General features: G+C 67.6%; 20 protein-coding genes. 10 read left to right on the forward strand and 10 right to left on the reverse strand.

Annotation, left to right across the window (positions count from 1 at the left end):
• Window positions 1-272: 272 nt before the first annotated feature.
• The 3 genes from E3O06_RS10420 to E3O06_RS10430 all read right to left on the reverse strand — a co-directional run bounded on the left by E3O06_RS10420 (window position 273) and on the right by E3O06_RS10430 (window position 4031).
• Entirely contained in the window at window positions 273-1889 is a 1617-nt protein-coding gene (locus E3O06_RS10420; RefSeq protein ID WP_134503304.1) for an isocitrate lyase, read from the reverse strand.
• A gap of 159 nt (window positions 1890-2048) precedes the next feature.
• The gene (locus E3O06_RS10425; RefSeq protein ID WP_134503305.1) at window positions 2049-3191 is read right to left on the reverse strand and encodes a threonine synthase; all 1143 of its coding nucleotides are present in this window, start codon (window positions 3189-3191) and stop codon (window positions 2049-2051) included.
• A 24-nt stretch (window positions 3192-3215) separates the two neighbouring features.
• Window positions 3216-4031, reverse strand: a complete 816-nt coding sequence (locus E3O06_RS10430) for an Ig-like domain-containing domain (protein WP_241980065.1) — start codon at window positions 4029-4031, stop codon at window positions 3216-3218.
• Window positions 4032-4440: 409 nt separating this feature from the next.
• Between E3O06_RS10430 and E3O06_RS17570 the strand changes: the two genes are divergently transcribed.
• Together E3O06_RS17570 and E3O06_RS10435 are read left to right on the forward strand one after the other, a co-directional pair.
• On the forward strand, window positions 4441-4599 hold the full coding sequence (locus tag E3O06_RS17570) for a hypothetical protein (protein WP_166788174.1): 159 nt from the start codon (window positions 4441-4443) through the stop codon (window positions 4597-4599).
• The gene (locus tag E3O06_RS10435) at window positions 4596-5063 is read left to right on the forward strand and encodes a hypothetical protein (RefSeq protein WP_134503307.1); all 468 of its coding nucleotides are present in this window, start codon (window positions 4596-4598) and stop codon (window positions 5061-5063) included. The genes E3O06_RS17570 and E3O06_RS10435 overlap by 4 nt, the downstream gene beginning before the upstream one ends.
• Before the next feature lie 81 nt (window positions 5064-5144).
• On the opposite strand, the gene E3O06_RS10440 is transcribed toward E3O06_RS10435, so the two are convergent.
• On the reverse strand, window positions 5145-5417 hold the full coding sequence (locus tag E3O06_RS10440) for a DUF2277 domain-containing protein (RefSeq protein WP_134503308.1): 273 nt from the start codon (window positions 5415-5417) through the stop codon (window positions 5145-5147).
• 82 nt (window positions 5418-5499) lie between these two features.
• Between E3O06_RS10440 and E3O06_RS10445 the strand changes: the two genes are divergently transcribed.
• The 7 genes from E3O06_RS10445 to E3O06_RS10475 are packed head-to-tail and all read left to right on the forward strand — an operon-like array spanning window position 5500 to window position 13911.
• Window positions 5500-6273 (forward strand): putative protein N(5)-glutamine methyltransferase, encoded by a 774-nt coding sequence (locus tag E3O06_RS10445; protein ID WP_198415808.1) that lies wholly within the window; start codon window positions 5500-5502, stop codon window positions 6271-6273.
• Window positions 6274-6316: 43 nt separating this feature from the next.
• On the forward strand, window positions 6317-6991 hold the full coding sequence (locus E3O06_RS10450) for an IclR family transcriptional regulator (protein WP_134503310.1): 675 nt from the start codon (window positions 6317-6319) through the stop codon (window positions 6989-6991).
• Window positions 6992-7014: 23 nt separating this feature from the next.
• Window positions 7015-8709, forward strand: coding sequence for a urocanate hydratase (gene hutU, locus E3O06_RS10455; protein WP_134503311.1), 1695 nt, complete (start codon window positions 7015-7017; stop codon window positions 8707-8709).
• Between the two features lies 1 nt (window position 8710).
• A complete protein-coding gene (locus E3O06_RS10460; protein ID WP_134503312.1) occupies window positions 8711-10033 on the forward strand; it encodes a formimidoylglutamate deiminase in 1323 nt (440 codons plus the stop codon).
• Window positions 10030-11211: an imidazolonepropionase gene (gene hutI / locus E3O06_RS10465; protein WP_134503313.1), complete on the forward strand. Its 1182-nt coding sequence runs from the start codon at window positions 10030-10032 to the stop codon at window positions 11209-11211. The genes E3O06_RS10460 and hutI overlap by 4 nt, the downstream gene beginning before the upstream one ends.
• Window positions 11201-11758 carry a HutD/Ves family protein gene (locus E3O06_RS10470; RefSeq protein ID WP_166788175.1) on the forward strand — a complete coding sequence of 186 codons (558 nt, stop codon included), beginning with the start codon at window positions 11201-11203 and terminating at the stop codon, window positions 11756-11758. Before hutI ends, E3O06_RS10470 begins: the two co-directional genes overlap by 11 nt.
• Before the next feature lie 35 nt (window positions 11759-11793).
• On the forward strand, window positions 11794-13911 hold the full coding sequence (locus tag E3O06_RS10475; protein WP_134503315.1) for a S9 family peptidase: 2118 nt from the start codon (window positions 11794-11796) through the stop codon (window positions 13909-13911).
• 11 nt (window positions 13912-13922) lie between these two features.
• Here E3O06_RS10475 and E3O06_RS10480 read toward each other — a convergent pair whose 3' ends face one another.
• The gene (locus tag E3O06_RS10480) at window positions 13923-15140 is read right to left on the reverse strand and encodes a thiolase family protein (RefSeq protein WP_134503316.1); all 1218 of its coding nucleotides are present in this window, start codon (window positions 15138-15140) and stop codon (window positions 13923-13925) included.
• On the reverse strand, window positions 15121-16560 hold the full coding sequence (locus E3O06_RS10485; protein WP_134503317.1) for a class I adenylate-forming enzyme family protein: 1440 nt from the start codon (window positions 16558-16560) through the stop codon (window positions 15121-15123). Before E3O06_RS10485 ends, E3O06_RS10480 begins: the two co-directional genes overlap by 20 nt.
• Before the next feature lie 182 nt (window positions 16561-16742).
• On the opposite strand from E3O06_RS10485, the gene E3O06_RS10490 reads away from it, so the two are divergent.
• Window positions 16743-19442 carry a DEAD/DEAH box helicase gene (locus tag E3O06_RS10490; protein WP_134503318.1) on the forward strand — a complete coding sequence of 900 codons (2700 nt, stop codon included), beginning with the start codon at window positions 16743-16745 and terminating at the stop codon, window positions 19440-19442.
• Here the strand turns inward: E3O06_RS10490 and mgrA are convergent, their stop codons facing one another.
• From mgrA to E3O06_RS10510, 4 genes are read right to left on the reverse strand one after another with little or no spacing between them, the layout of a single operon-like run.
• Window positions 19443-20468 carry an L-glyceraldehyde 3-phosphate reductase gene (gene mgrA, locus E3O06_RS10495; RefSeq protein ID WP_134503319.1) on the reverse strand — a complete coding sequence of 342 codons (1026 nt, stop codon included), beginning with the start codon at window positions 20466-20468 and terminating at the stop codon, window positions 19443-19445. It lies immediately after the preceding gene.
• Window positions 20465-21229, reverse strand: a complete 765-nt coding sequence (locus tag E3O06_RS10500) for a glycosyltransferase (protein ID WP_134503320.1) — start codon at window positions 21227-21229, stop codon at window positions 20465-20467. Before E3O06_RS10500 ends, mgrA begins: the two co-directional genes overlap by 4 nt.
• Complete coding sequence (locus tag E3O06_RS10505; protein WP_134503321.1) at window positions 21226-22671, reverse strand: bifunctional PIG-L family deacetylase/class I SAM-dependent methyltransferase; 1446 nt, start codon at window positions 22669-22671, stop codon at window positions 21226-21228. The genes E3O06_RS10500 and E3O06_RS10505 overlap by 4 nt, the downstream gene beginning before the upstream one ends.
• On the reverse strand, window positions 22665-23693 hold the full coding sequence (locus tag E3O06_RS10510; RefSeq protein ID WP_134503322.1) for an acyl-CoA dehydrogenase family protein: 1029 nt from the start codon (window positions 23691-23693) through the stop codon (window positions 22665-22667). Before E3O06_RS10510 ends, E3O06_RS10505 begins: the two co-directional genes overlap by 7 nt.
• Window positions 23694-23712: the final 19 nt, after the last annotated feature.

Here is a 23712-nt window from a genome sequence, read left to right on the forward strand (position 1 = left end):
CATAGCGCAATCATTGCTCAATCATGATCACTATCGTGAGCAAAAACGACTCTTGATCGGCTATTTACCGTCAGGAGGACGACTGGAAAAGGTGTCTGGTTCGCCCTCCGGAGGCAGGGGCGGCAGTTCGAATCTGCCTGGGGGCACCGTCAGAGAGAGCATGGTGCCATGATGGGCCTGAATTCGGGCTTGATCGAGGGCTGTCGTAATCCTTCAGCACGCGAAGAAGCCCCGGTCATGTGACCGGGGCTTCTTCGTTACTGCCGTTGGAGTCAGTGGCTGCTCAGAACCGGCTCGTCAAACTGGTTGCTCGTGTTGTTCACGCCGCCAGCCTTGAGGGCTGCGGCACCGGCGAAGTACTCCTTGTGGTTGTCACCGAGGTCAGATCCAGACATGTTCTGGTGCTTGACCGTGGCGATTCCCTCACGGATTTCGCGACGCTGCACACCCTTGACGTAGGCGAGCATGCCTTGGTCGGCGAAGTAGCCCTTGGCCAGGTCATCCGTTGACAGCGCGGCCGTGTGGTACGTCGGCAGGGTGATGAGGTGGTGGAAGATGCCAGCCTCTTTCGAGCTGTCGCGCTGGAAGGTACGAATGTTCTCGTCGGCGTTCTGAGCCAGTTCGGTCTCGTCGTAGTCGACGCTCATGAGCTTGGCGCGGTCGTAAGCGGAGACGTCCTTGCCCTCGGCGAGGAGTGCGTCGTAGGCCTGCTGACGGAAGTTCAAGGTCCAGTTGAACGACGGGCTGTTGTTGTAGACCAGCTTGGCGTTCGGGATGGCCTTGCGAACCTCGTTCATCATGCCGGCGATCTGGCCGATGTGCGGCTTCTCGGTTTCGATCCAGAGCAGGTCGGCACCGTTCTGCAGCGACGTGATGCTGTCGAGCACGCAGCGCGCCTCACCTGTTCCGGCGCGGAACTGGAACAGGTTGCTGGCCAGGCGCTTCGGGCGAAGCAGCTTGCCGTCGCGCTTGATGACGACATCGCCGTTGCCGAGGTCGGCCTCGGTGATCTCGTCGACGTCGAGGAAGGAGTTGTACTGGTCGCCCAGGTCGCCGGGCGTGTAGGTCACGGCGAGCTTCTGGGTGAGGCCGGCACCGAGGGAGTCGGTGCGCGAGACGATGATGCCGTTTTCAATGCCGAGTTCGAGGAACGCATAGCGAACGGCGTTCAGCTTGGCGATGAAGTCTTCGTGAGGAACGGTGACCTTGCCGTCCTGGTGGCCACACTGCTTCTCGTCCGACACCTGGTTCTCGATCTGGATGGCGCAGGCGCCGGCCTCGATCATCTTCTTGGCCAGGAGGTAGGTGGCTTCGGGGTTACCGAAGCCGGCGTCGATGTCGGCGATGATCGGCACAACGTGGGTCTCAAAGTTGTCGATCTGCGTCTGGATTGCAGCGGCCTTGGCGTCGTCGCCAACGATGCGGGCGTTGTCGAGACCGGTGAAGAGCAGGTCGAGCTCGCGGGCGTCGGCCTGACGGAGGAAGGTGTAGATCTCCTCGACGAGAGCGGGAACGGTCGTCTTCTCGTGCATGGACTGGTCGGGGAGCGGACCGAACTCGCTGCGCAGCGCGGCAACCATCCAGCCGGACAGGTAGAGGTAGCGCTTGTTGGTCGTCTTGAGGTGCTTCTTGATCGAGATCATCTTCTGCTGGCCGATGAATCCGTGCCAGACGCCCAGCGACTGGGTGTAGATGGAGGAGTCAGCGTCGTACTCCCCCATGTCCTTGCGCATGATGTCGGCGGTGTACTGCGCGATCTCGAGGCCGGTCTTGAACCGGTTCTGGGCCCGCATGCGGGCGACGGACTCGGGGTTGATGGCGTCCCAGCTGCTTCCAACCTGCTGTTTGAGGGCTTCGATGTCCTCGATGTCTTTCTGGTACGCAGTCATGTTCATTCCTTCGACGTATGAGTTGGGCTGAGCCGGGACTACTGACTCAACGGGCCGCTATCGGCTGTTGAATCAAGATTGGCGCAAGAACAACCGCTCTTCTCAAGAATGTTGGCCAGAAGAAGTGCGATTCTTCTGCAATTGAAAAGTTATTCGACGTTATGCGGGCGACTTCAGGCCGGCTCCGCACAGGGGCACCACGACAGACTCGGCCGTGAGCAGGCTCGCAGCCCTCATCCAGGTGGGGTTGGCGGAGTCGAACGTCTGGTCGACGGCGGCGCGCACCGCGGCGAAACAGACGGCAGAGGTCGGCTCGACAAAGAGACCTTCGTCGGCAAGCTCCTGGCGTGCGGCCGCCGTCTGCTGGTCGGTGACGGAGACGATGGTGCCGCCGGTGGCGCGCACGGCCGCCAGGATCTGCTTCCCCCGGGGCGGCGCAGCAATGGCGATGCCCTCCGCGATCGTGGCGCCGTTCTCTACGGCCACGGGTGCGTCGAGTCCCTGCGCCATGGCCTGCTCAAGCGGCGAACACGCGGATGCCTGCACCGCGCAGAGCCGCGGCATCCGCTCGGCGAGCCCAGCGGCCACCAGTTCGCTGAAAGCGAGGTAGCAGCCGAGCAACATCGTGCCGTTGCCGACCGGAACCACGACGGTCTCGGGAAGCGAGCGCCCGCGCTGTTCCCAGATCTCGTAGCCGTAGGTCTTGACGCCGTGCAGAAAGTAAGGGTGGTAGACGTGGCTCGCGTACATGACTCCGGGCTGTCCCGCGGCCTGCAGGGCCGCGGCGGAGGTGTCAGCTCGCGAACCGGACACCAGTTCAACCGTCGCGCCGTGCGCGCGCATCTGGGCGAGTTTGCCGGGCGAGGTGGCTTCGGGGACGTACACCGTGCAGCGGATGCCGGCCCGACCGAAATAGGCGGCCATCGCCGTGCCGGCGTTCCCGCTGCTGTCAACCATGGCGTCTGTGACGCCCAGCCGCCTGGCGAGGGTCGCGAGCACTGCCGCGCCGCGGTCCTTGAACGAGAGCGTCGGCAGCAGAAAATCGAGTTTGAGTTGCACGGGCGCGAACGCCCGGGAGGGGATGAGTGGTGAGAATCCCTCGCCCAGGGTGATGGCGGGGTCGACCTCGATCGGCAACGCTTCAAAATAGCGCCAGAGGGAGGGGGCGCGGCCGGGCAGCGCCGCGGCATCCACTGTCCGGGCGAACTCGGCGACGTCGAGCAGGCCACCGCACGTGCACCGCCAGGCCAGGCTTTCGACCGGATAGCTGGTGCCACATTCGGAGCAGACAAGGTCGGGCATCGCTTCAGACTAGCTGGCGCACCATCAACTGCCCGTGGAAAACTTCCAGACGCTCGTCGAGACGGGGTTGCCAGCCAGGTCGCGCACGGCCGATGCGCCGCCGGTAACCGTGACGGTGAAGTTGGTGTTGGCGGCAAGCGTGCCGCTCGGGTTCAGAATCCACTGGTTGGTGCTGCCGCTACGCGAGACGACGGCGCTGATCGCCGCGCCCGTCGTCGTGTTCTTCAGCTTGAAAGTGGATGCCGTCACCCCGGCCATCCCCTCACTGAAGGTAACCGAAACACTCGCGGTGCGGCTGGCGCCCGTTGCCCCGCTCGCCGGGGTGCGAACGCTGATCGTGGGCGCCGGCCCGGTCGTGAAGCTCCACCCCGTCGCCGCGAGAACCGTGCCGACGGGGTTTTTCAACCGCATCGTGGTCGACGAGAGGCCCTGCACGGCTGTGCTGAACGTGGCCGTCACATTGGCCGTCTGCGCAACCCGAGTGGCCAGGGTCAGCGGTGATTTCGCGGTGACGGTCGGTGGGACCGCCGACGACGCGACCGGCGTCAGGAACCCGCTGTTGGAGGTGTTCCAGTGGGTGGCGAGATAGTTCGAGGCGGGCGGCGTGCCCGGGTAGTAGTAGTCCTCGTCATGGCAGTCGATGGCCGAGTCGAGCCCCGCACAGGTGAAGGTGAGCGTGCCGCCGGCGGCGAAATACAGCCCGCCGTCGTCGTAACACATGAGGTCGGCCTCGTCGTAGCAGTGGCCGCCCCTGGTCGAGTGCGGAGCCGAATCCTGCACGGCCCCGATGTTGTGGCCGACCTCGTGCGCGATGACGGGCAGGTCCAGGTAGGCCGACATGGAATAGCGCGGTCGCGAATCATTGTTGGCGTTCGCCGCGGCACTCGGCTGGTCATCGATCGATAGCTCACCCTGCCCACCAAAAGGATAGACATCCGGCGCAAATCTTGGCGAGGTCGGGTGCGGTCTGCACGACGGCCCGGGCGGATGGTGGCAACGCAAAGGCGTCAGCGTCATTCGTCGGCAGCAGCGCAGACGAGGTGGCGACAATCGCGCCCCACGGCGAGCGCGGCGAGGGTACGACGAAGGATGCGGAACGGCTTCAAGGCACGAACAAATATCATTTTCGTGTCCTTCCGGTGCTGGCCACGACGTGATCGCTACAGTACTACGGCGCGCACCGGACGGATCTGGTCATCGACCCGGTCACCGACTGAACGGATGCCGACCGCCCCATAGGGTGGGAGCCATGATGATCCACCGATACTGGCGCATCGCACTTCTGGCCCCGGTCCTCGGCTTTCTGCTCGGGGCCGTCGTGTTCGGGCTGGTGAACCTGGCCGGAGCGGGTGGAGCATCCGCTGCCCAGCGCCTGGGTGGAGTTCTAGAACGTAGGGTTGGCACATGATTATTCGGCGCTACTGGCGCATCGCCGTGTTTGCGCCGTTCATGGGGTTCTTGATCGCGGCAGCCGTGGCGGTCGTGATGACCGACGCCGGAAGCGGTGAAACCGAGTATCGGTTCTGGTTTGTGGTGCGATCCATGGCCAACTATGGCGTGATCGGCCTCGTCATAGCGGTGGCGGGCATGCTCGGCGGTGTCGCCGCGATGGTCCTGTTCGATCGGCACCTCACGAAATCGACGCGTGCGCGCACCACGCTCGCCGCCGTCGGGGCGATAGCCGGGGTGGTGCTGCTGTCGGGTGTCGTGGCCATCGTGCTGACCATGCTGGACGACGGACTCTACGCCGGCATCACCCTGGCATTCGGCCTGATTTTCGGTTTGGCGGCCGGCGTCATGGCGGCCATCATGGTGCTCTATGCGGAACGGCAGAGCCAACGCCCGCGATCTGCGGCTACGGGCAGGCACTAGAAATCACCTGGCCGGGACACCGCACGTTGATTTTGCACCGGAGTCGGCGAGACCTCCGCGGTTGTGAACGGGCAGGTCGCGTCAGGCAGCAGCGAATCTCTTCTGCGAGCGCGCCTTGGCCTTGTCGGCCTCGACCTCCCGATTCTTAGGCGGCGCTGTGCTCACAAGGTCTTCGAGCAGGTGCCGCGAGATGTGGGCGATCTCCTGCACCGCACGCTCGAACGCCTCCTCGTTCGCCTTCGACGGACGCGTCGCCCCGCTGATCTTGCGCACGTATTGCAGCGCTGCCGCGTGCACCTCATCGTCGGTGGCAGCGGGCTCGAAGTTATGCAGGACATGAATGTTTCGGCACATGCTTTCAGGGTAATCACGCGTCGCGCAGCCTTCAAGACCCGGGCGTAGGATGCCCCTGCTCGGCTTCGACAGGAGACGTCCCATGCTCGCACCCGACCTCGTCAGCATCGCTTCACGGTTGCGCGCGGCCGGCTGTGTCTTCGCCGACGAGGAGGCCCGCCTGCTGCTGTCGGTTGAACAGTCGCCCGCCGAGCTCACCGCCATGGTCGACCGCCGGGTCGCGGGGGTGCCGCTTGAGCAGATCATTGGCTGGGCCGAATTCTGCGGCCTGCGCATTCTGGTGGCTCCGGGGGTGTTCGTGCCGCGGCGGCGCACGGAGTTTCTGGTTCGGCAGGCCCTGGGGCTCTGCCCGAGCGATGCCGTCATTGTCGATCTCTGCTGCGGATCCGGCGCGGTGGCGACCACGCTGGCCGCCGTCCGGCCGGATGCCACGGTGTTCGCGGTCGACATCGATCCGATCGCGGTGGCCTGCGCCCGCCGCAATCTGGCCGACCGTGGGCTGGTGTTCGAGGGCGACCTGTTCGCGCCTCTCCCGGCGTCGCTCACGGGTCGGGTCGACATCATTGTCGCCAACGCACCCTATGTGCCGACCGACGAGGTCGCTTTCATGCCGGTCGAAGCCCGGCTCTTCGAGCCGCGCGCGTCCGCCGATGGCGGCGACGACGGCCTCGACGTGCAGCGGCGTATTGCCGCTACGTCATCCCAATGGCTCTCGCCGAGCGGATGCCTGCTCGTCGAAACCGGGCAACGCCAGGCCGCGCAGACGGCCGAGATCTTTTCCCTGAACGGGCTGCTTCCCCGCATCGTGCGCCGTGAGGAGCTGGACGCGACCGTGGTCGTCGGCATTGCCATCTAATGAAATTGGTGTTTTACTGGGTGCGCAGGAAAGGCGGTGCTCTATGAATCAGGTCGATGTGCCCAGCAAGACCGACAGCACGACCCGCACCGCCGAGCGTGCCCTCACCCTGCTGAGCGTGGTCTGCGAGCGCGGTTCGGTCACCCTCGGGGACGCGGCGAAAGCGGCCGACCTGTCGCCGAGCACCGCTCTGCGCCTGTTGCGCACGCTCGAATCCGCCTCGTTTGTGCGTCGCGAAGACGACGGCACCTATCGCCCCGGCGTCGCCATCGTGCAACTCGGAGTTCTCGCGCTCAGCCAGGAATCACTCGTGGCCACTTGCCGGGCGCCCATGAACCGGGTGGTGGAAGAGACCGGGGAATCGGCTTACCTCAGCGTTCCGGCCCCCGGTCGGCAGGGGCTCTACATCGCAATCGTCGAGGGAACCCATTCCGTGCGCCACGCAAACTGGGTCGGCCGCCGGTTTCCGGTGGAGTCGAGCGCATCGGGCCGGGTGCTTGAGGGCGCCGTCGACGCGAGTGGATACTGCGTCGTCAGCGACGGGGTCGAGCAAGACGTGACCGCCATCGCCGTGCCGATCCGGGTGGGCGACCGCGTGGTGGGAGCCCTCAGCGTGGTTGTTCCGAGCTACCGAGTCACACCGACCAGTATCGAGCAGCTGGCCCACGTTCTGCTCGCTGAAAGCCGCGCGCTGTATCGCGCCGAAGCATCCGCTTAGATCTGTTATCGAGGGAGATACCAATGAGCACCCCCCACACCGTACGCCCCGTTCGCGCCGCCCGCGGCACCGAACTGACCGCGAAGAGCTGGCAGACCGAAGGCCCGCTGCGCATGCTCATGAACAACCTCGACCCCGAAGTCGCCGAACGCCCCGACGACCTCGTCGTCTACGGCGGCACCGGCAAGGCCGCCCGCAATTGGGAATGCTACGACGCGATCGTGCGCACCCTCGAAACCCTGGAGAAAGACGAAACTCTGCTCGTGCAGTCGGGCAAACCGGTCGGCGTCTTCCGCACCCACGAATGGGCCCCGCGCGTGCTCATCGCCAACTCCAACCTCGTCGGCGACTGGGCCACCTGGCCCGAGTTCCGCCGCCTCGAGCACCTCGGACTCACCATGTACGGGCAGATGACCGCCGGATCGTGGATTTACATCGGCACCCAGGGCATTCTGCAGGGCACCTATGAGACCTTCGGCGCCGTCGCAACGAAAATCGCCGCCCGCAAGGGCGGGCACGATAGGCCCAGTGAGGGAACCCTGGCCGGCACGCTCACGCTGACCGGCGGTGCCGGCGGCATGGGCGGCGCGCAGCCGCTCGCCGTCACGATGAATGACGGCGTCGTGCTCATCGTCGACGTCGACCCGGCCCGGCTGCAACGCCGGGTCGACCACGGCTACCTTGACGAGATGACCGACGACATCGACGATGCCATCGCACGAGTGCTCGCGGCCAAGGCTGAACGTCGTGCCTTGTCGGTCGGCCTGGTCGGCAACGCCGCGACCGTGTTCGCCGAGTTGCTGGCGCGCAAGGTGCCGATCGACATCGTCACCGACCAGACCAGCGCGCACGATCCGCTGTCCTACCTGCCTGAGGGCGTCACCGTGGAAGAATGGCACAGCTACGCGGCCGCGAACCCCGAAGAATTCACCGTGCGCGCCCGCGCCGCGATGGCCAAACAGGTGCAGGCCATGGTCGAATTTCAGGACGCCGGCGCCGAAGTCTTCGACTACGGCAACTCCATTCGCGCCGAGGCACAACTCGGCGGCTACGAGCGGGCCTTCGAGTTTCCCGGGTTTGTGCCCGCTTACATTCGACCGCTCTTCGCCGAGGGCAAGGGCCCGTTCCGCTGGGTCGCGCTGTCCGGCAACCCAGCAGACATCCTGGCCACCGACAAAGCCATTCTCGAATTGTTTCCGAACGATGCCGGGCTGCACCGCTGGATCACCAAGGCCGAAGAGAAGGTGCAGTTCGAAGGACTGCCGGCACGCATCTGCTGGCTCGGCTACAAGGAACGTCACCTCGCCGGGCTGAGGTTCAACGAGATGGTCGCCTCCGGCGAGCTCAGCGCGCCGATCGTGATCGGCCGCGACCACCTCGACTCCGGCTCGGTCGCCTCGCCCTATCGCGAGACCGAGGATATGAAAGACGGCTCAGATGCGATCGCCGACTGGCCACTGCTGAACGCCCTGCTGAACACCGCCTCGGGCGCGACCTGGGTGTCGATTCACCACGGTGGCGGTGTCGGTATCGGCCGCAGCATCCATGCCGGGCAGGTCATCGTCGCCGACGGTACCCCACTGGCCGCCGAGAAAATCGAGCGTGTACTGACCAACGACCCCGGTACCGGCGTCATGCGTCACGTGGATGCGGGCTATGAACGGGCCGACGAAGTAGCCCGCGAACGCGGACTGCGCGTACCCATGTGGGAAGTGTGAGGTGTCGGCCGGGTTCTGGTGCGAATCCCTGCTGATCGACGGGATCGCCGTCGCTGGGGTGCGGCTCGAGGTCGACCCGGCCGGTCGCATCACGCGCGTTCAGCCTGAAGCGGCGAAGGCTGCGGACATCCGTTTGGGAACGGTTATGCCCGGGTTCGGCAATGCCCATTCACATGCTTTTCATCGGGCCTTGCGCGGCCAGACCCACGGTGACGGCGGCGATTTCTGGCTATGGCGCGAGCGGATGTACCGGGTCGCCGCCCAGCTCGACCCCGGCAAGTATCAGGCGCTGGCTACGGCGGTGTTCGCCGAGATGCTCGTGAGCGGGTATACGGCCGTCGGCGAGTTCCACTACGTGCATCACCGCCGTGACGGCGCACCCTATGAACCCGGGCACGCCATGGAATTGGCGATCGCGGCGGCGGCGCGCGCCGTCGGCATCCGTTTGGTGCTGCTCGACACGGTGTATTTGCAGGGCGGAATCGGTCGGGAGCTGGCGCCGGAGCAGCTCGCGTTCGGCGACGGCAGCGCCGCTGCCTGGCTGGCCCGGTGGATGTCGCTGCGCGCGCGGCTTGACGGCGACGGTCTCGTGACTCTCGGGGCGGCACTGCACTCGGTGCGGGCCGTCACACCCGACGCGATGCGGGAGGTGCAGGGCGGGCTGCCGCCGGAGGTTCCCCTGCACATTCACCTCTCCGAGCAGTCGCAGGAGAACGCCGATTGCCTCGCGGCCTACGGCCTGACCCCGACCGGCCTGCTCGATTCGCTCGGGGCGCTCGCGCCGCGACTGAGCGTCGTGCACGCGACGCATCTCAGCGACGCCGACCGGGCCCGGCTCGGTGACGCCGCGGTGACCGTGGTGATGTGTCCCACCACCGAGGCCGACCTCGGCGACGGCATCGGCCCGGCGCTCGCCCTCGCTGCGGCGGGGTCGCCGATTGCGCTCGGTTCCGATCAGAACGCGGTCATCGACCCATTCCTGGAGATGCGCGGCCTCGAAATGGGTGAACGGCTCGCCTCACAGAAGCGCGGATGTTTCGCCCCGGCCGCGCTCCTGGCCGCCGCGTCGACCGCCGGCTATGCCTCCCTCGGGCTCGGCCGTCATCGGCTGCAACCGGGCGACCCGTGCGACCTCGTCGAGATCAGCACGACCGGGGTGCGCACGGTCGGCTCCCTCGCTGGGCAGCTTCCGCTGACCGCGACGGCCTCCGATGTGCTGCGCGTTTTCGTGGGCGGGCGGCTGGTGGCCGAGGGTGGCCAGCTGGTCGGCGGCGAGCGGCCGGCAGCGCTGATGACCGAGGCGCTCGCTAGGCTCAGCAGATGACGACGACCGAACTGACCGGTACTGAGCTGGTGACGGGCATCGGTGAGCTCACCACCCACGATGAATCGGGCGAACGGCGCCGCGACGCCGCCCTCGTGATCGGCGCTGGTCGCATCCTTTGGATCGGCTCCGCCGCGAAGGCTCCCGCAGCCGATCGTCAAACGGATGTCGACGGTCGCGCCGTTCTGCCCGGCTGGGTCGACACGCACACCCACCTCGTGTTCGGCGGGGATCGTTCCGCGGAGTTTGAAGCCCGCATGAATGGTCAGGCCTATGCCGCGGGCGGCATCACCACGACGGTCGACGCCACGCGGGCCGCGACCGAGGAACAGCTCGTCGCTACGGCACGGCGTCTGCGCCACGAGGCCGAAGCGCAGGGCACCACCTTTCTCGAAACGAAGACCGGATACGGGCTCGATGTCGCGAGCGAAACACGCTCGGCGCGCGCTGCCGCCCAGGTGGCCGATGTGGTGACCTTTCTCGGCGCCCACATCGTGCCGGCCGGGATGGATCGTCGCGACTACCTCGACCTAGTGACCGGGCCGATGCTCACTGCCGTGCGACCCTACGTGCAGTTCATCGACGCGTTCTGCGAACTGGGCGCGTTTGACGTGGAGGAAACCCGGGAGGTGCTGTTGGCCGGCCGCGCCGCCGGCCTGGGACTGCGCGTGCACGGCAATCAGCTCGGATTCAGCGGCGGCGTGCAACTCGCGGCCGAGCTGGGCGCCGCGAGCGTCGACCACTGCAACTTCCTCGAGCCCGCCGACATCGACGCGCTGGCCGCCGGAACGACGGTTGCCACCCTACTGCCGGCCTGCGACCTGTCGACCCGGCAGCCGTTTGCGCCGGCCCGGCAGTTGCTCGATGCCGGAGTGACCATCGCCCTGGCGACCAACTGCAACCCGGGAACCTCGTACACCACGTCGATGCCGTTTTGCGTGGCGACCGCCGTACTGCAGATGGGCCTGACCGTCGGCGAAGCCGTCTGGGCGGCCACGCGCGGTGCGGCCCGGTCGCTCGGCCGCGACCAGGGAGCGGATGCCGTCGGCTCCCTGCAGGTCGGCGGCCGCGCCAACCTGCAGGTTCTGAACGCTCCGTCGATTTCACACTTGGCCTACCGCCCCGGGGTACCCCTGACCGATGCCGTCTGGCGAGAGGGTGTGCGCGTTGGGCACTGACATATTGTGGGCGGCCCATCGGGTCGACGTGCCCTGGCGCAACGGCGCCGGCGTGACGAGCGAGATTCTGGTGTCGCCGGCGGTCGGCGATTTCGACTGGCGGCTCAGCATCGCGACCGTTGATTCCACGGCACCGTTCTCGACCTTTGCCGGCGTCGACCGGTGCCTGCTCGCGCTTTCGGAGCAGGGGCTCGACCTAATCGACCAGGGCCGACTGGTGCGCCTCGGCGAATTCGAGTCCCACAGTTTTGCCGGCGAGAACGAGGTCGCATCGGCAAACGTCGCCCGGCCGACCCTCGACCTGAACCTGATGACCCGACGCGGTCGGTGCAGCGGCACAATCGAATCACACCGGGTGGCCGACACCTGGTCGATCACCGCCAGGGCCGGGGAGATCGTCGTCGTGGTGATCGCGCGCGGCCTGTTCTCGCTCGGCGCCCAGCCCCTGGCGGTGCTCGACGCGGTTCGGCTCGACGCGAACCTCGACGCCCTGACCCTGACCGGTATCGGCGAACTCGCTGTCGCCCACATATCCCCGGCAGTCTGAGCACGGTACGAACGCGCACAAACTACGCTGGGGGGATGACCTCTGGCCCGATCACCCCTCCCCTGGCAGCGAAGAAGCCGCAGCATCGTGAGCACCACAACGACATCTACATCGATGATTATGAGTGGCTGCGCGACAAGGATAACCCCGAGGTCATCGCCCACCTTGAAGCGGAGAACAGTTACACGGAGGCCCGCACCGCCAACCAGGAGAACCTGCGGCAGCAGATCTTCACCGAGATCAAGAACCGCACCCAGGAAACCGACCTGAGCGTTCCGGTGCGTCGCGGCGCGTTCTGGTATTACACCCGCACCGTCGAGGGCCGGCAATACGGTATCCACTGTCGGGCACCCATCAGCGGCCCCGATGACTGGGCCGCGCCTATTCTCGACAACGTCAGCCAGGGTGTGCCCGGCGAGCAGGTTCTGCTCGACGACAACGTTGAAGCCGAGGGCCACGAGTTCTTCTCGCTCGGCAGCTTCGACCTGAGCGAAGACGGAACCCAGCTGCTGTACGCCGTCGACGTCGAGGGCGACGAACGCTACACGATCCGCGTGCGCACGATTGCGACCGGCGAAAACCTGCCCGACTCCATCCCGAACACGAGCGCCGGCGCCCTGTTCGACCCGAGCGGACGCTACCTTTTCTACACCACCGTCGATGACGCCTGGCGTCCAGACACCGTGTGGCGGCACGAGATCGGTTCGGCCAGAGAGGCCGACGCCAGCATTTTTCACGAGCCCGACGAGCGGTTCTGGGTCGGCGTCGGCATCACGCGCAGCCGCAGATTTCTCATGATCGAAGCCGGCTCCAGCGTCACGACCGAATCCTGGGTGCTCGATGCGAGCGACCCCACCGGCGAGTTCACCGTGGTCTGGCCGCGGCAGGACAACGTGGAATACGACGTCGAGCACGCCGTCATCGCTGCGGAAGACCGCCTGCTGATCGTGCACAACGGCGGCACCGCGGTCAATTTCGAGCTGGTCAGCGTCAGGGCAGAAGACCCGCAGGGCGAGAAGCGGATGCTGCTGCCGCACGACCCGCAGATCCGCCTCGAAAGTGTTGACGCTTTCGCCGACTTTCTCGTCGTGGAGTATCGGCGGGACGGCCTGACCCGCCTGGCCATCGACCGGCACGACGCGAGCGGCCTGACCGAGCTCGACTTCGACGAGCCGTTATTCGCCGTCGGCTCGGCCGGCAACCCAGAGTGGGCACAACCGACCCTACGGTTTGGTTTCACGAGCTTCGTCACCCCGTCAACCGTCTACGACCTCGTCGTGAAAACCGGCGAGCGACGCCTGCTCAAGCAGCAGCCCGTTCTCGGCGGCTACGACCCCAAGCTCTACGAGCAGCGCCGCGAATGGGCGACTGCCGCCGACGGTACCCGCGTACCGATCTCGCTGGTCTACCGCCGCGACCTGGTCACGCCAGGCACGCCGGCACCGACCCTGCTCTACGGCTACGGATCCTACGAGCACAGCATCGACCCCGGCTTCGGCATCGCCCGGCTGAGCCTGCTTGACCGCGGCATGATCTTCGCCATCGCGCACGTGCGCGGCGGCGGTGAACTCGGCCGCACCTGGTACTCAATGGGCAAGACCACTACCAAACGCAACACCTTCACCGACTTCGTGAGCTGCGCCAGGCACCTCATCGACACCGGTTTCACCACCCCCGACCAGTTGGTCGCCGAGGGCGGCAGCGCTGGCGGACTGCTCATGGGCGCCGTCGCGAACCTCGCGCCCGAACTATTCGCCGGCATCCTCGCCGAGGTTCCGTTCGTCGATGCCCTCACCTCGATTCTCGACCCCTCCCTGCCGCTGACCGTGATCGAGTGGGACGAATGGGGCGACCCCCTGCACGACGCCGACGTGTACGCCTACATGAAGTCGTATTCCCCCGTCGAGAACGTGCACGCTGTCGACTACCCGTCGATTCTGGCCGTGACCAGCCTGAACGACACCCGCGTGCTCTATGTCGAGCCGGCCAAATGGGTGGCCAGGCTGCGCGAAGTGCACGCGGATGCCCTGCTCAAGACCGAAATGTCGGCCGGCCACGGCGGAGTTTCCGGGCGGTACAGTGCCTGGCACGAGCGCGCGTTCAACTACGCCTGGGTACTCGACGCCGCCGGCTTGAACGCGCCGGTCGAGTGAACTAGATCGGCTTAGCCGTCCCACCGCCACAACGCCGCGACCCCCAGTCCGCCGGCGATGCTCACGGCGGCGAGGGAGAGCTCCCCCGCCGAGCCGGATGCCCGGCCCTGCTTCAGAAGCCGCAGCACGAGCAGGGCGCCGCTCGCGCCGAAGGGGTGCCCGAGCGCCAGCGCCCCGCCCTGGAGATTGGCGCGCTCCTCCGGGATGCCGAGGATGTCCATCGAGGCGAGCACCTGGGCCGCGAAGGCCTCGTTGAACTCGATCCGCGCCAGGTCAGCCGCCGCGAAGCCCTGCCGGTCGAGCACCAGCCGGGCGGCCTCGGCGCCGGCGACGCCGAGGTGGTTCGGGTCCGTGCCCATCACGGCCGAATCGACGAAGCGCAGATAGCCGGTGAGGCCGAGGCTCTCGGCGACCCGTCGACTGGTGACCAGCACGACGACGGCGCCGTCCGCATCGGCGCAGGAGTTGCCCGCGGTGACGGTACCGCCGGGCCGGAAGACGGGCGGAAAGCGGCGCAGCAGGCCGTCGGTGAGCGAGCGCCGGGGACCCTCGTCAGTCGCGACCCGGCCGGTCTCCGTGTGCAGCGGCACGATCTCGCCGGCCAGGGCGCCGGTGTCCTGGGCGACGACGGCCAGCCGGTGGCTGCGCAGCGCGAACGCGTCCTGGCGCTCCCGGGTGATGCCGAACCGCTCGGCCACGTTCTCGGCCGCGACGCCCATGTCGGGGTCGCCGACCGCGTCGGGCGAGAAGCGCACCCGGTCGAAGAAGTCCGGATGCCCCGGAGTCGAGGTCAGCCGGTGCGCGCGGAGCGGCGCGGTGCTGCAGCTCTCCACTCCCCCGGCCAGGTAGGCACTGCCGGCCCCGGCGGCGACGAGCCGGCAGGCCAGCACGATGGCCTCGAGTCCGGAGCCGCACTGCCGGTCGATCGTCAGGCCGGGCACGCGGTTGGGCAGCCCCGCCCCGAGGGCGGCCAGTCGGGCCACGTTTCCGCCGCCGCCCACCGCGTTGCCGATGATCACGTCGTCGATGTGGTCCACGGGAACTCCGCTGTCGGCCACCACGGCGGAGAGCACGGGTGCGAGCAGCTCGTCGGCGAGCAGCCGTCCGAAAACGCCGTTCCGGCGTCCGAACGCGGTGCGGCGGCCGAGCACGATCACCGGCTCCCGGTCGGCGCTGTCGTGGACGCCGGCGGAGAGGCCGGCGGGGGCGCTATCCCAGGTGTCGGACACGGTCGTCCCCTGCCAGGATCCACTGGCTGAGCAGTCGGCGGCTGATCTTGCCGGTCGCGGTCACGGGCGCTTCGGCCAGGGCGAACCACGCGCGGGGGCGTTTGGGCCCGGCGAGCAGGGTCGCGCTGGCCGACCGGAGGCTGGCGGCATCCGCTTCGCCGCTGCCGATCACGGCGGCCACGAGCCGGGTTCCCCGGTGCGGGTCCGGCAGGCCGGTGACGATGATGGTGCGCACGCCGGGGACGTCCTGCATCGCCACCTCCACCTCGTGCGGGTACACGTTGTGGCCGGAGGTGATGATCATGTCGGCGCGGCGGCCCTGGTGGTGCAGCACGGCATCCGCGTCGAGGAAACCCTCGTCGCCGACGGTGCACCAGTCACCGTCGCGGCGGAAGGCCTCCCCGTCGTCTCCCCAGGCATACCCGTCGCTGACCAGCGGGCTGCGCACGAAGATGGCGCCGGGGACCCCCGCGGGCTGCTCGTGGCCGTCCGGATCGAGGATACGGATGTCGACGCCGGGCAGGGCGCGGCCGACGGCGGTCGCCGAGCGCCCCGGCGCCTCCGACGTGTCTCCGGGGCGGAGGGCCGCGGCCGTGACGTAGCTGAGCTCGGCGGCACCGTAGTACTCGTACACGGTCGCGTTGGGCGCCCAGCGACGCACCAGCGCCAGTGTGACGGCGTCGAGTTTGGCGCCGGCGCTGACGATCCCGGACAGCGCTGTTCCGTCGGCGCCGGAGGCCAGGCCGCGCTCGCTGATCAGGCGCAGGGCGGCCGGAGCCGACACGATCCGCGTGATCCTTCTCTCGGTGACGCAGGCGATGGCCGCGCCGACGTCGAAGCTCGGCAGCGCGAAGAAGGCGGCGCCGGCGTGCAAGGATTCGGCGAGGGCGAAGAGGGAGAGGCTGGCCGAGAGCGGGCCGGGGACCAGCGTGCGATCGGCTCGGGTCAGGCCGAAGAACCCGGTGCTGTGGTCGAAGGAGTACTGCCAAGACCGCCTGACCCTGGTGAACGCCTTGGGCAGCGAGGTGGTGCCGGAGGTGAAGCCGAGCAGGAAGACGGAGTCGGCCGGACCGTCGACGAACTCGGCGCCGGTCTCACCGCGCGAACCGCGGGTCGACCCTGCGATCACCCCGCCCGGGACGTATCCACGCAGGCGTTCCTCAACGGCCGAGCGCTGCGCATCCGGCCACCCGGGGTCCAGCACGGCGCACACGCCGCTGCCGGCCACGGCGGCCGCGAAGGCGACGGCGAACTCGATCCCGTTGGGCAGGCAGAGCGCGGTGAGCGCAGGCTCGACACCGACCTGGGAGGCCGCCCGGTCCCGCAGCTCGGCGAAACTGAGGCGATCCGCGCCCACCTCGACCGCCGTCGCTTGAGGCTGCACCTGGGCCCAGTGCTGAAGCCGATTCACAAATGGCATGGGACCGCTACCAGCGCGCGATGATTTCGCGGCGCGGTTTCCGGGCGTGGGGGCGAGTCGGTCATGCACCGAGCCTACGTCCCGAAGCCTGCGCAGGGGGCACGGAACTATGGCCTGGAGAATCATGGGGCAGTTCGAACCTTCAGTCTCTTCGCGGTGCACCAGCGTGAGAATATAGGGGAATGTCGGATTCTGCGGGTGCCCCGGCGCAGGGGGCCGATTCGACCCCCGCATGGAAGCAGCTGGTGCTGCCGCCGGAGCAGCCGGCATCCGCTCTGCCGCGAATCGGCAATTTCGGGCAGCCGCGTGCCCTGCCCACCGGGCCGAAGGTGCCGATGGGGCTGCAATTCGAGCTGCGCGAGCAGACTCCGCGCACGAATGACCGCTGGCGCGGGCCGACCGCCAAACCGGTGAAGGCTCTCACGGCCGGGCACGGCGAGTACCGGCTCGGCGTGCGACCGGTCATTCAGAATGCGAACGGCAACTGGGTGCGCAGCAACGTCACCTGGAGCCACCTCACCTTTCAGCTGAACCGGTTCAACCTCGACCCGGAACATCACCGCTGGATCTCGCAGTTCGCGGCCCTGTACAAGGCCGTGCGCGAGGTCTACACGAGCCAGGAAACCGACTGGATCTACCTCGACAACTTCACCAGTCCGCTGCTCTGGCCGCTGCTGCGGGAAGCCGAGCAGCTCGGCATCGGCTTCGTCGGCAACAAGAAGGACGTCTCTGTGCGGGTCGGGTCGCTCGCCGAAGTGAGTCTCGACGCCTCCCAAACGGATGCCGGCCCGCTGCTGCTGCAGGCCCGCCTGCACATCGACGGTGCCCCGCACCCGCTCGAGGCCGCCGGAACCATCGCCGGCCACGGCGTGTACAGCGTGCGCTTCGGCGCTCCGACGGTGTTCACGCTCGCGCCGAGCGCCGGCCCCCTGAGCGGGGAGCAGCGCCATCTGCTCGGGCAGATCGAGGCCGCGACGGTTCCCGCCGCCGACACGGCCGAGTTCCTCGGCACGGTCTACCCGGCCTTGCAGCGCAGCGTCTCCGTCACCAGCACCGATTCATCGGTGCACTTTCCCGAGGTGCTGCCCGACGACTTCGAGCGCACCGACACTCCCCACCTCGTGATCACGACCGTGGAAACCGACCAGCGCGACTGGTTCGACCTCGGCGTGATCGTCACGGTCGGCGCGATCACGGTACCGTTCGGCCCGCTGTTCAAGGCCCTCGCGAAGGGCCAGACCCGGCTGAAGCTGGTCGACAACAGCTATCTCTCGCTGCAGAGCCCCGAATTCGAGCAGCTGCACGACCTCATCAACGAGGCCCGCGCGTTACAGGAATGGGAGACCGGCCTGCGCATCAGCCGCTACCAGGCCAGCCTGTGGAGCGATTTTGAGGATCTCGCCGACGAGACCGTGCCGGCCGTGTCGTGGCGGGCAGCCGCCGCTGGCCTCAAGGACCTGGCCGGAATCGCCCCGGTCGCGCTGCCTGACACCGTGCACGCAACCCTCCGCCCGTACCAGCAGGAGGGGTTCGCCTGGCTCGCGTTCCTATGGAAACACCAGCTCGGCGGGGTGCTCGCCGACGACATGGGGCTGGGCAAGACGCTGCAGACCCTCGCACTGCTGGTGCACGCGCGCACCTCGAGGCCGTTTCTGGTCGTCGCGCCGACCTCCGTGGTGGCGAACTGGTTGAACGAAGCGACTCGATTCACGCCCGGGCTGCGGGTGCGCACGCTCACGGCGACCGAGGCGAAAAGTCGCACCCTGATAGCGGACGCCGCCGCCACCGGAGACGTGCTCGTCACCTCCTACGCACTGTTCCGTCTCGACTTCGACGCCTACCAGGCCGTCACCTGGGCCGGCCTCATCCTCGACGAGGCGCAGTTCGTGAAGAACCGCACCAGTCGGGCCTATGCCTGCGCGAAAGAGCTCGACACGCCGTTCAAGCTGGCGATCACGGGCACTCCGCTCGAGAACAACCTGATGGACCTGTGGTCGTTGTTCAGCATCGTCGCGCCGGGCCTGTTCGCGTCGTCCCGCAAGTTCCTGGAGGATTACGTGCGGCCGGTGACCCTTGCGTCGAGCCCGGAGCGGCTGGCGAAGCTGCGCCGGCGCATCCGCCCGCTGATTTTGCGGCGTACCAAGGAGGTCGTCGCTCGAGACCTTCCGCCGAAACAGGAGCAGGAATTGCAGATCGCGCTGAACCCGGCGCACCAGAAGCTCTACGACACGTTCCTGCAGCGCGAACGGCAGAAACTCTACGGACTGATCGAGGAGCTCGACAAGAACCGGTTCATCATCTTTCGCTCGCTCACCCTGCTGCGGCTGCTGAGTCTCGATGCCTCCCTCGTCGACCCGAAGTATGCCGCCGTGCGCTCGAGCAAGCTCGACGCCCTGTTCGAGCAGCTCGACGATGTGATCGCCGAAGGGCACAAGGCGCTCATTTTCAGCCAGTTCACCTCGTTTCTGAAGCTCGTCGCTGCCCGGCTCGATGCGCAGGGCGTTCCGTATTGCTACCTCGACGGGTCGACTTTGCGGCGCAGCGACGTGATCGACCGGTTCAAGAGCGGAGCAGCCCCGGTTTTTCTGATCAGCCTCAAGGCCGGCGGCTTCGGCCTCAACCTCACCGAAGCCGACTATGTCTTTCTGCTGGACCCATGGTGGAACCCGCAGACCGAGGCGCAGGCCATCGACCGCACCCACCGCATCGGGCAGACCCGCAACGTGATGGTCTACCGGCTGGTTGCCACGGGCACCATCGAGGAGAAGGTCGTGGCGCTGCAGAAGCAGAAGGCGCAACTGTTCACCGCGGTGCTCGACGACGACGCCATGTTCAGCACCGCGCTCACCGCCGACGACATTCGCGGCCTTCTCGAGCCCTGATCAGACCGCGCTCGAAGCCGCCCACAGGTTGATGCCGTTGTCGACGGCGTGCTCATCGATCGCGGTCAGCTCCTCGGGGGTGAACTCGAGGTTCTGCAGCGCTCCCACGTTCGCTTCGAGCTGTTGCACCGACGACGCCCCGATCAGGGCGCTGGTCACCTCAAAATTGCGCAGGATCCAGGCCAGGGCCAGCTGGGCGAGGGATTGACCGCGCTCGGAGGCGATCGCGGTCAAGGCCCGGATGTGGGTCAGCGCCTCCGGGCTCACCATGGACTTGTTCGCCGATCCGTCGCGGGCGACCCGGGAGTCTGCCGGGATACCGCCGAGGTAACGGTCAGTCAGTAGTCCCTGGGCCAGCGGGGAGAACGCGATGCAGCCGGCTCCGATGTCTTCGAGGGTGTCGAGCAGGTCGTCTTCGACCCAGCGGTTGAACATCGAGTATGAGGGCTGGTGAATCAGCAGCGGGGTGCCGAGGTCGGCCAGGATCGCCGCGGCTTCACGGGTGCGTTCGGGCGAGTACGAGGAGATGCCGGCGTAGAGGGCCCGGCCGCTCGTGACGGCCGTGTGCAGTGCGCCCATGGTCTCTTCGAGCGGGGTATCGGGGTCAGCGCGGTGGGAGTAGAAGATGTCGACGTAGTCCACGCCCATGCGGCCGAGCGACTGGTCGAGGCTCGACAGAAGATACTTGCGGCTGCCGAAATTGCCGTAGGGGCCCGGCCACATGTCGTAGCCGGCCTTGGTCGACAGCACGACCTCGTCGCGGTGCGCCGAGAAGTCTTCGCGGAACAGCTGGCCGAAGTTCGTCTCAGCGGAGCCATAGGGAGGCCCGTAATTGTTGGCCAGATCGAAGTGGGTGATGCCCAGGTCGAAGGCCCGGCGCAGAATGGCCCGCTGCGTTGCGAGCGGCTTGTCATCGCCGAAGTTCTGCCAGAGGCCGAGCGAGATGGCGGGGAGTTTGAGGCCGCTGCGCCCGGCGCGACGGTAGGGCATGGACTCGTAGCGAGATTCATTCGGGAGATACGTCATCTGTTCATGATCCCATTCTTCTGGTCGACGTCGACATGATCGCGCAGGTAACCGGCGAACCCGGCTGGGGATCGCCCGACCCGTCGCCCCGACGTCAGCACCGGAATCAGCGCTGTGCGCGCCTCGGTGACCGCGAGACGGCGCAACGCGGCCACGAGTAGTACGTCTTCATCGCGGTCCACCGGCGCGAACTCGCCGGCGTTGAGGTAGCGGTCGGCTCGCACCCCGAGGTTGGCGCCGTGAACGTGCGGATGTCCCTCACCAATGGTGTGCAGCGTTTCCCAGCACAGCAGTTCGTGGGCGGCCAGATCGTCGTCCGGCTGCACCGTTCCGAGCACGAGCTCGGCGCCGTTGCGCGCCAGGGCCAGCTGGGTGACGAGCCAGTTCGGCGGCACGGCCGAGTCCGCGTCGGTGGTGGCGATCCAGATCTGCGAAGCGGATGCCGCTGCATCCGTTCGCGAGCGCAGCGACCGTCCCAGCGCGTGCCGGATACCGTCGCGGCGGGCCACACCTACCGCTCCAGCGTCGATCTCACAGCGACTGAAGTTGGTCCAGTGTGCGGCGACTCGCGCTGACAGGTCGGTGCATCGATCGAGAACCAGGAGCACGGTAACTCGCGGGCGGTCCGGTTCGGGCACGGCGCTCAGCGCGTCAATCGCTGCGGTGAGCGCGCTCAGACAGCGGGGCAGCAGCACTTCCTCATCGCGCACAGGAACCACGATGGCCACGTGTTCGATCGGGATCTGCGCGGCGCCAGTCACGGAACCAGTCCGTCGCGCTGCGCCACGGACTGGGCGGGCCGCGGCTCGTAGACCTCGAGCACGAAGTCACGTTCCAGATGGTGCACGGTGCGCTGCAGCCCCACGACGTGGGTGAGCTGGGCGTGCACGGCATCACCGGTGATCGGATATTCGGCGACCGGATGCCGCCAGTGACAGGCCACGAGCGCTCCGCCCGGCGCGAGGCTGGCTCGGCACCGTTCCAGCAGGCGGCGCAGATCGACCGTCGAGCAGTAATACCCCACCTCGGACAGCACGATCAGGTCAAAGGATCCGTCCGGCCACTCCCCCGGTACCGTGCACCGTTCGAAGGTGACCCCCGGGCGACCCGCCAGCCGTTCGCGGGCCAGGATGAGCGGTTGTTCGACCAGGTCGATACACAGCAGGGTGTCGCAGCGGTCGGCCAGTTCGGCCGTCAGCACGCCGGTCGAGCAGCCCAGTTCGAGTGCCGCCGAGAACCGTTGCCGGGGCAGGGCTGCGATCAATGCGGAGCGTTTGCGTTTCTCGTACCAGCGGGATTCGAACCCCCACGGGTCGGGCCCGGATGCGTAGACCTCATCGAAGTAGCCAGCGGTGAGGGTCTGGTTCGGGTCGGCCTGCACGGGAGCGTCGCTCGTCGCGGGCCGCCGGGCGCGAGGTACACGCGGAACGGTGTCCACCGTCGCGGGCAACGTCATTTCGAGAAGCGTCTCGTAGTCCCGCGCGAAGTGCGCCCGAAAGTCGGCCGGAACGATGGCTTCATCACCGGGGGAATCCGATAGCGGCCCCAGTTGGCTGCGATGCAAGGCCAGGGCTCGAGCTTTGGCCTTGCGCTCGGCCGGGATCAGGTCGAACAACCGCACAGATTCGCCGGACCAGACCGAGTCCTCCGGGGTCGACCAGTGCCAGGCCCAGATCGGATACTCGAATAGGCGCGCACGTCGCTCTCGCGCCGCCCGCTCGGCGGCCGCACTGGCCGCGGCATGGTCTGGATGCCGATCGGCCCGCCACGGCGCCACAACCCAGGCTCCGTCGCCCGCATTGCCGATCGCTTCGGCGATCGCTCCTGCGGCCAGGTCCACGTGCTCTGCCAGTTTGCCGTCGGGAAGTTCCAGCAGGTGAATCTCCGCGTTGGGGGCGAGGTGAGCGAGGGCATCCGTCACTTCGAGGCGGCGAATCTGCGCAAGTCTGGCCGGATCGTGGGTGGTGGACTGCGGGTGCGATGCTTCGCCGTTGCTCAGCACGATGACGACGATCGGCAGCCCGAGTCCGGCCACGTGGGCGATGAGGCCGCCGACGCCGAGGCTCTCATCGTCGGGGTGCGCCGACACCACGACCAGGCGCTCCAGTGCGTCGAGGCCGAGCGAGCTGAACCGATCGGGCCAGTGGGCTGCCTCCCAGACCTTCTCGGGCGTTCCATTGTCGGAATGACTGAATGTCACCACGGCGCACTCCCCCTCGTCACGAGCATCTGGCCGAGCGCGGCGTCGTCGCGCTCGGCATGGTGTTGGCGCACATACAGTTGCAGGTCGGCTACCCGCTGGGCGTGCCGGGCGTCGAGCGCGAGCGGGGCCGGACCGAGTGCATGCCCGACATGGAATATGACCTCGTCGACCGTTCGGGCGACGATTCCGCGCACGCGCGCGGCGAGCAGGGAACCGGCCGTTCCGTCGGCCTCGCCGGCGTCAATGGCCGTCGCCGCAGCGGCGAGCGAGTGTCCAGCCCCGGACACGACCAGGTCGACAGCGCCGAGGTGGGCGAGGGCGATCTGGTCGGGGGCGCGGCCCCGGGCGGAGGCGTACATTGTGCGGGCCATGCCCACGGCGCCACCCCACCAGACGGCGGCCACGCCGATGCCGCCCCAGGCGAACCCCGGCCGACGCAGATACCATCCCTCGTCACCGACCGCATCGGCGACGACGGCTGAGAAATCGACCGGGCCGCTCGACACCTGGGAGAGCCCGCGAGCCACCCAGGCGTCGTCGTGCACGGTGACCCCGGGCTGGCGCAGGTCGACCGCGAAGAGTCGGCGACCCCCGTCAGCGGCCGGTCGCGCCACGTGCGCCGTCACGAGCGCGTGGCTGAGCAGTCCGGCGAGCGAACACCACGGCTTGATGCCGTCGAGCCGCCACCGGTCGCCGGTTCGGGTGGCCGTGAGCGCTGTTCCGGGGCCCTCGGCCGCGAACACCCCCCAGGTCTGGTCCGCCCCGGCCGGGTGGCCAGCCTGATGCAGTATCGCAAGGGCGTCGAGGTGCGCCTCGGCGACCCGAGCTGCGGTGAGGTCGGCCGCCGCAAGCGTCGACAGGGTGTCGAAGAGCTGCGCCGTGTGCCCCTCCCCCGCAAAGGGAACGGATGCGAGACCGCTCGCGAGCACCAGCGCCCGCCGCGCGTCACCGTTGACCGCGTCGGCGGCATCCGCGAGGTCATGGCGAAGCCCGGTTGGTCGCACGTTCCATTCAACCCTCATGACGCCCCGTCGTGTCCAG

The sequence above is a fragment of the Cryobacterium glaciale genome (genome assembly GCF_004402535.1).
In the GTDB taxonomy this organism is placed as follows: domain Bacteria; phylum Actinomycetota; class Actinomycetes; order Actinomycetales; family Microbacteriaceae; genus Cryobacterium; species Cryobacterium glaciale.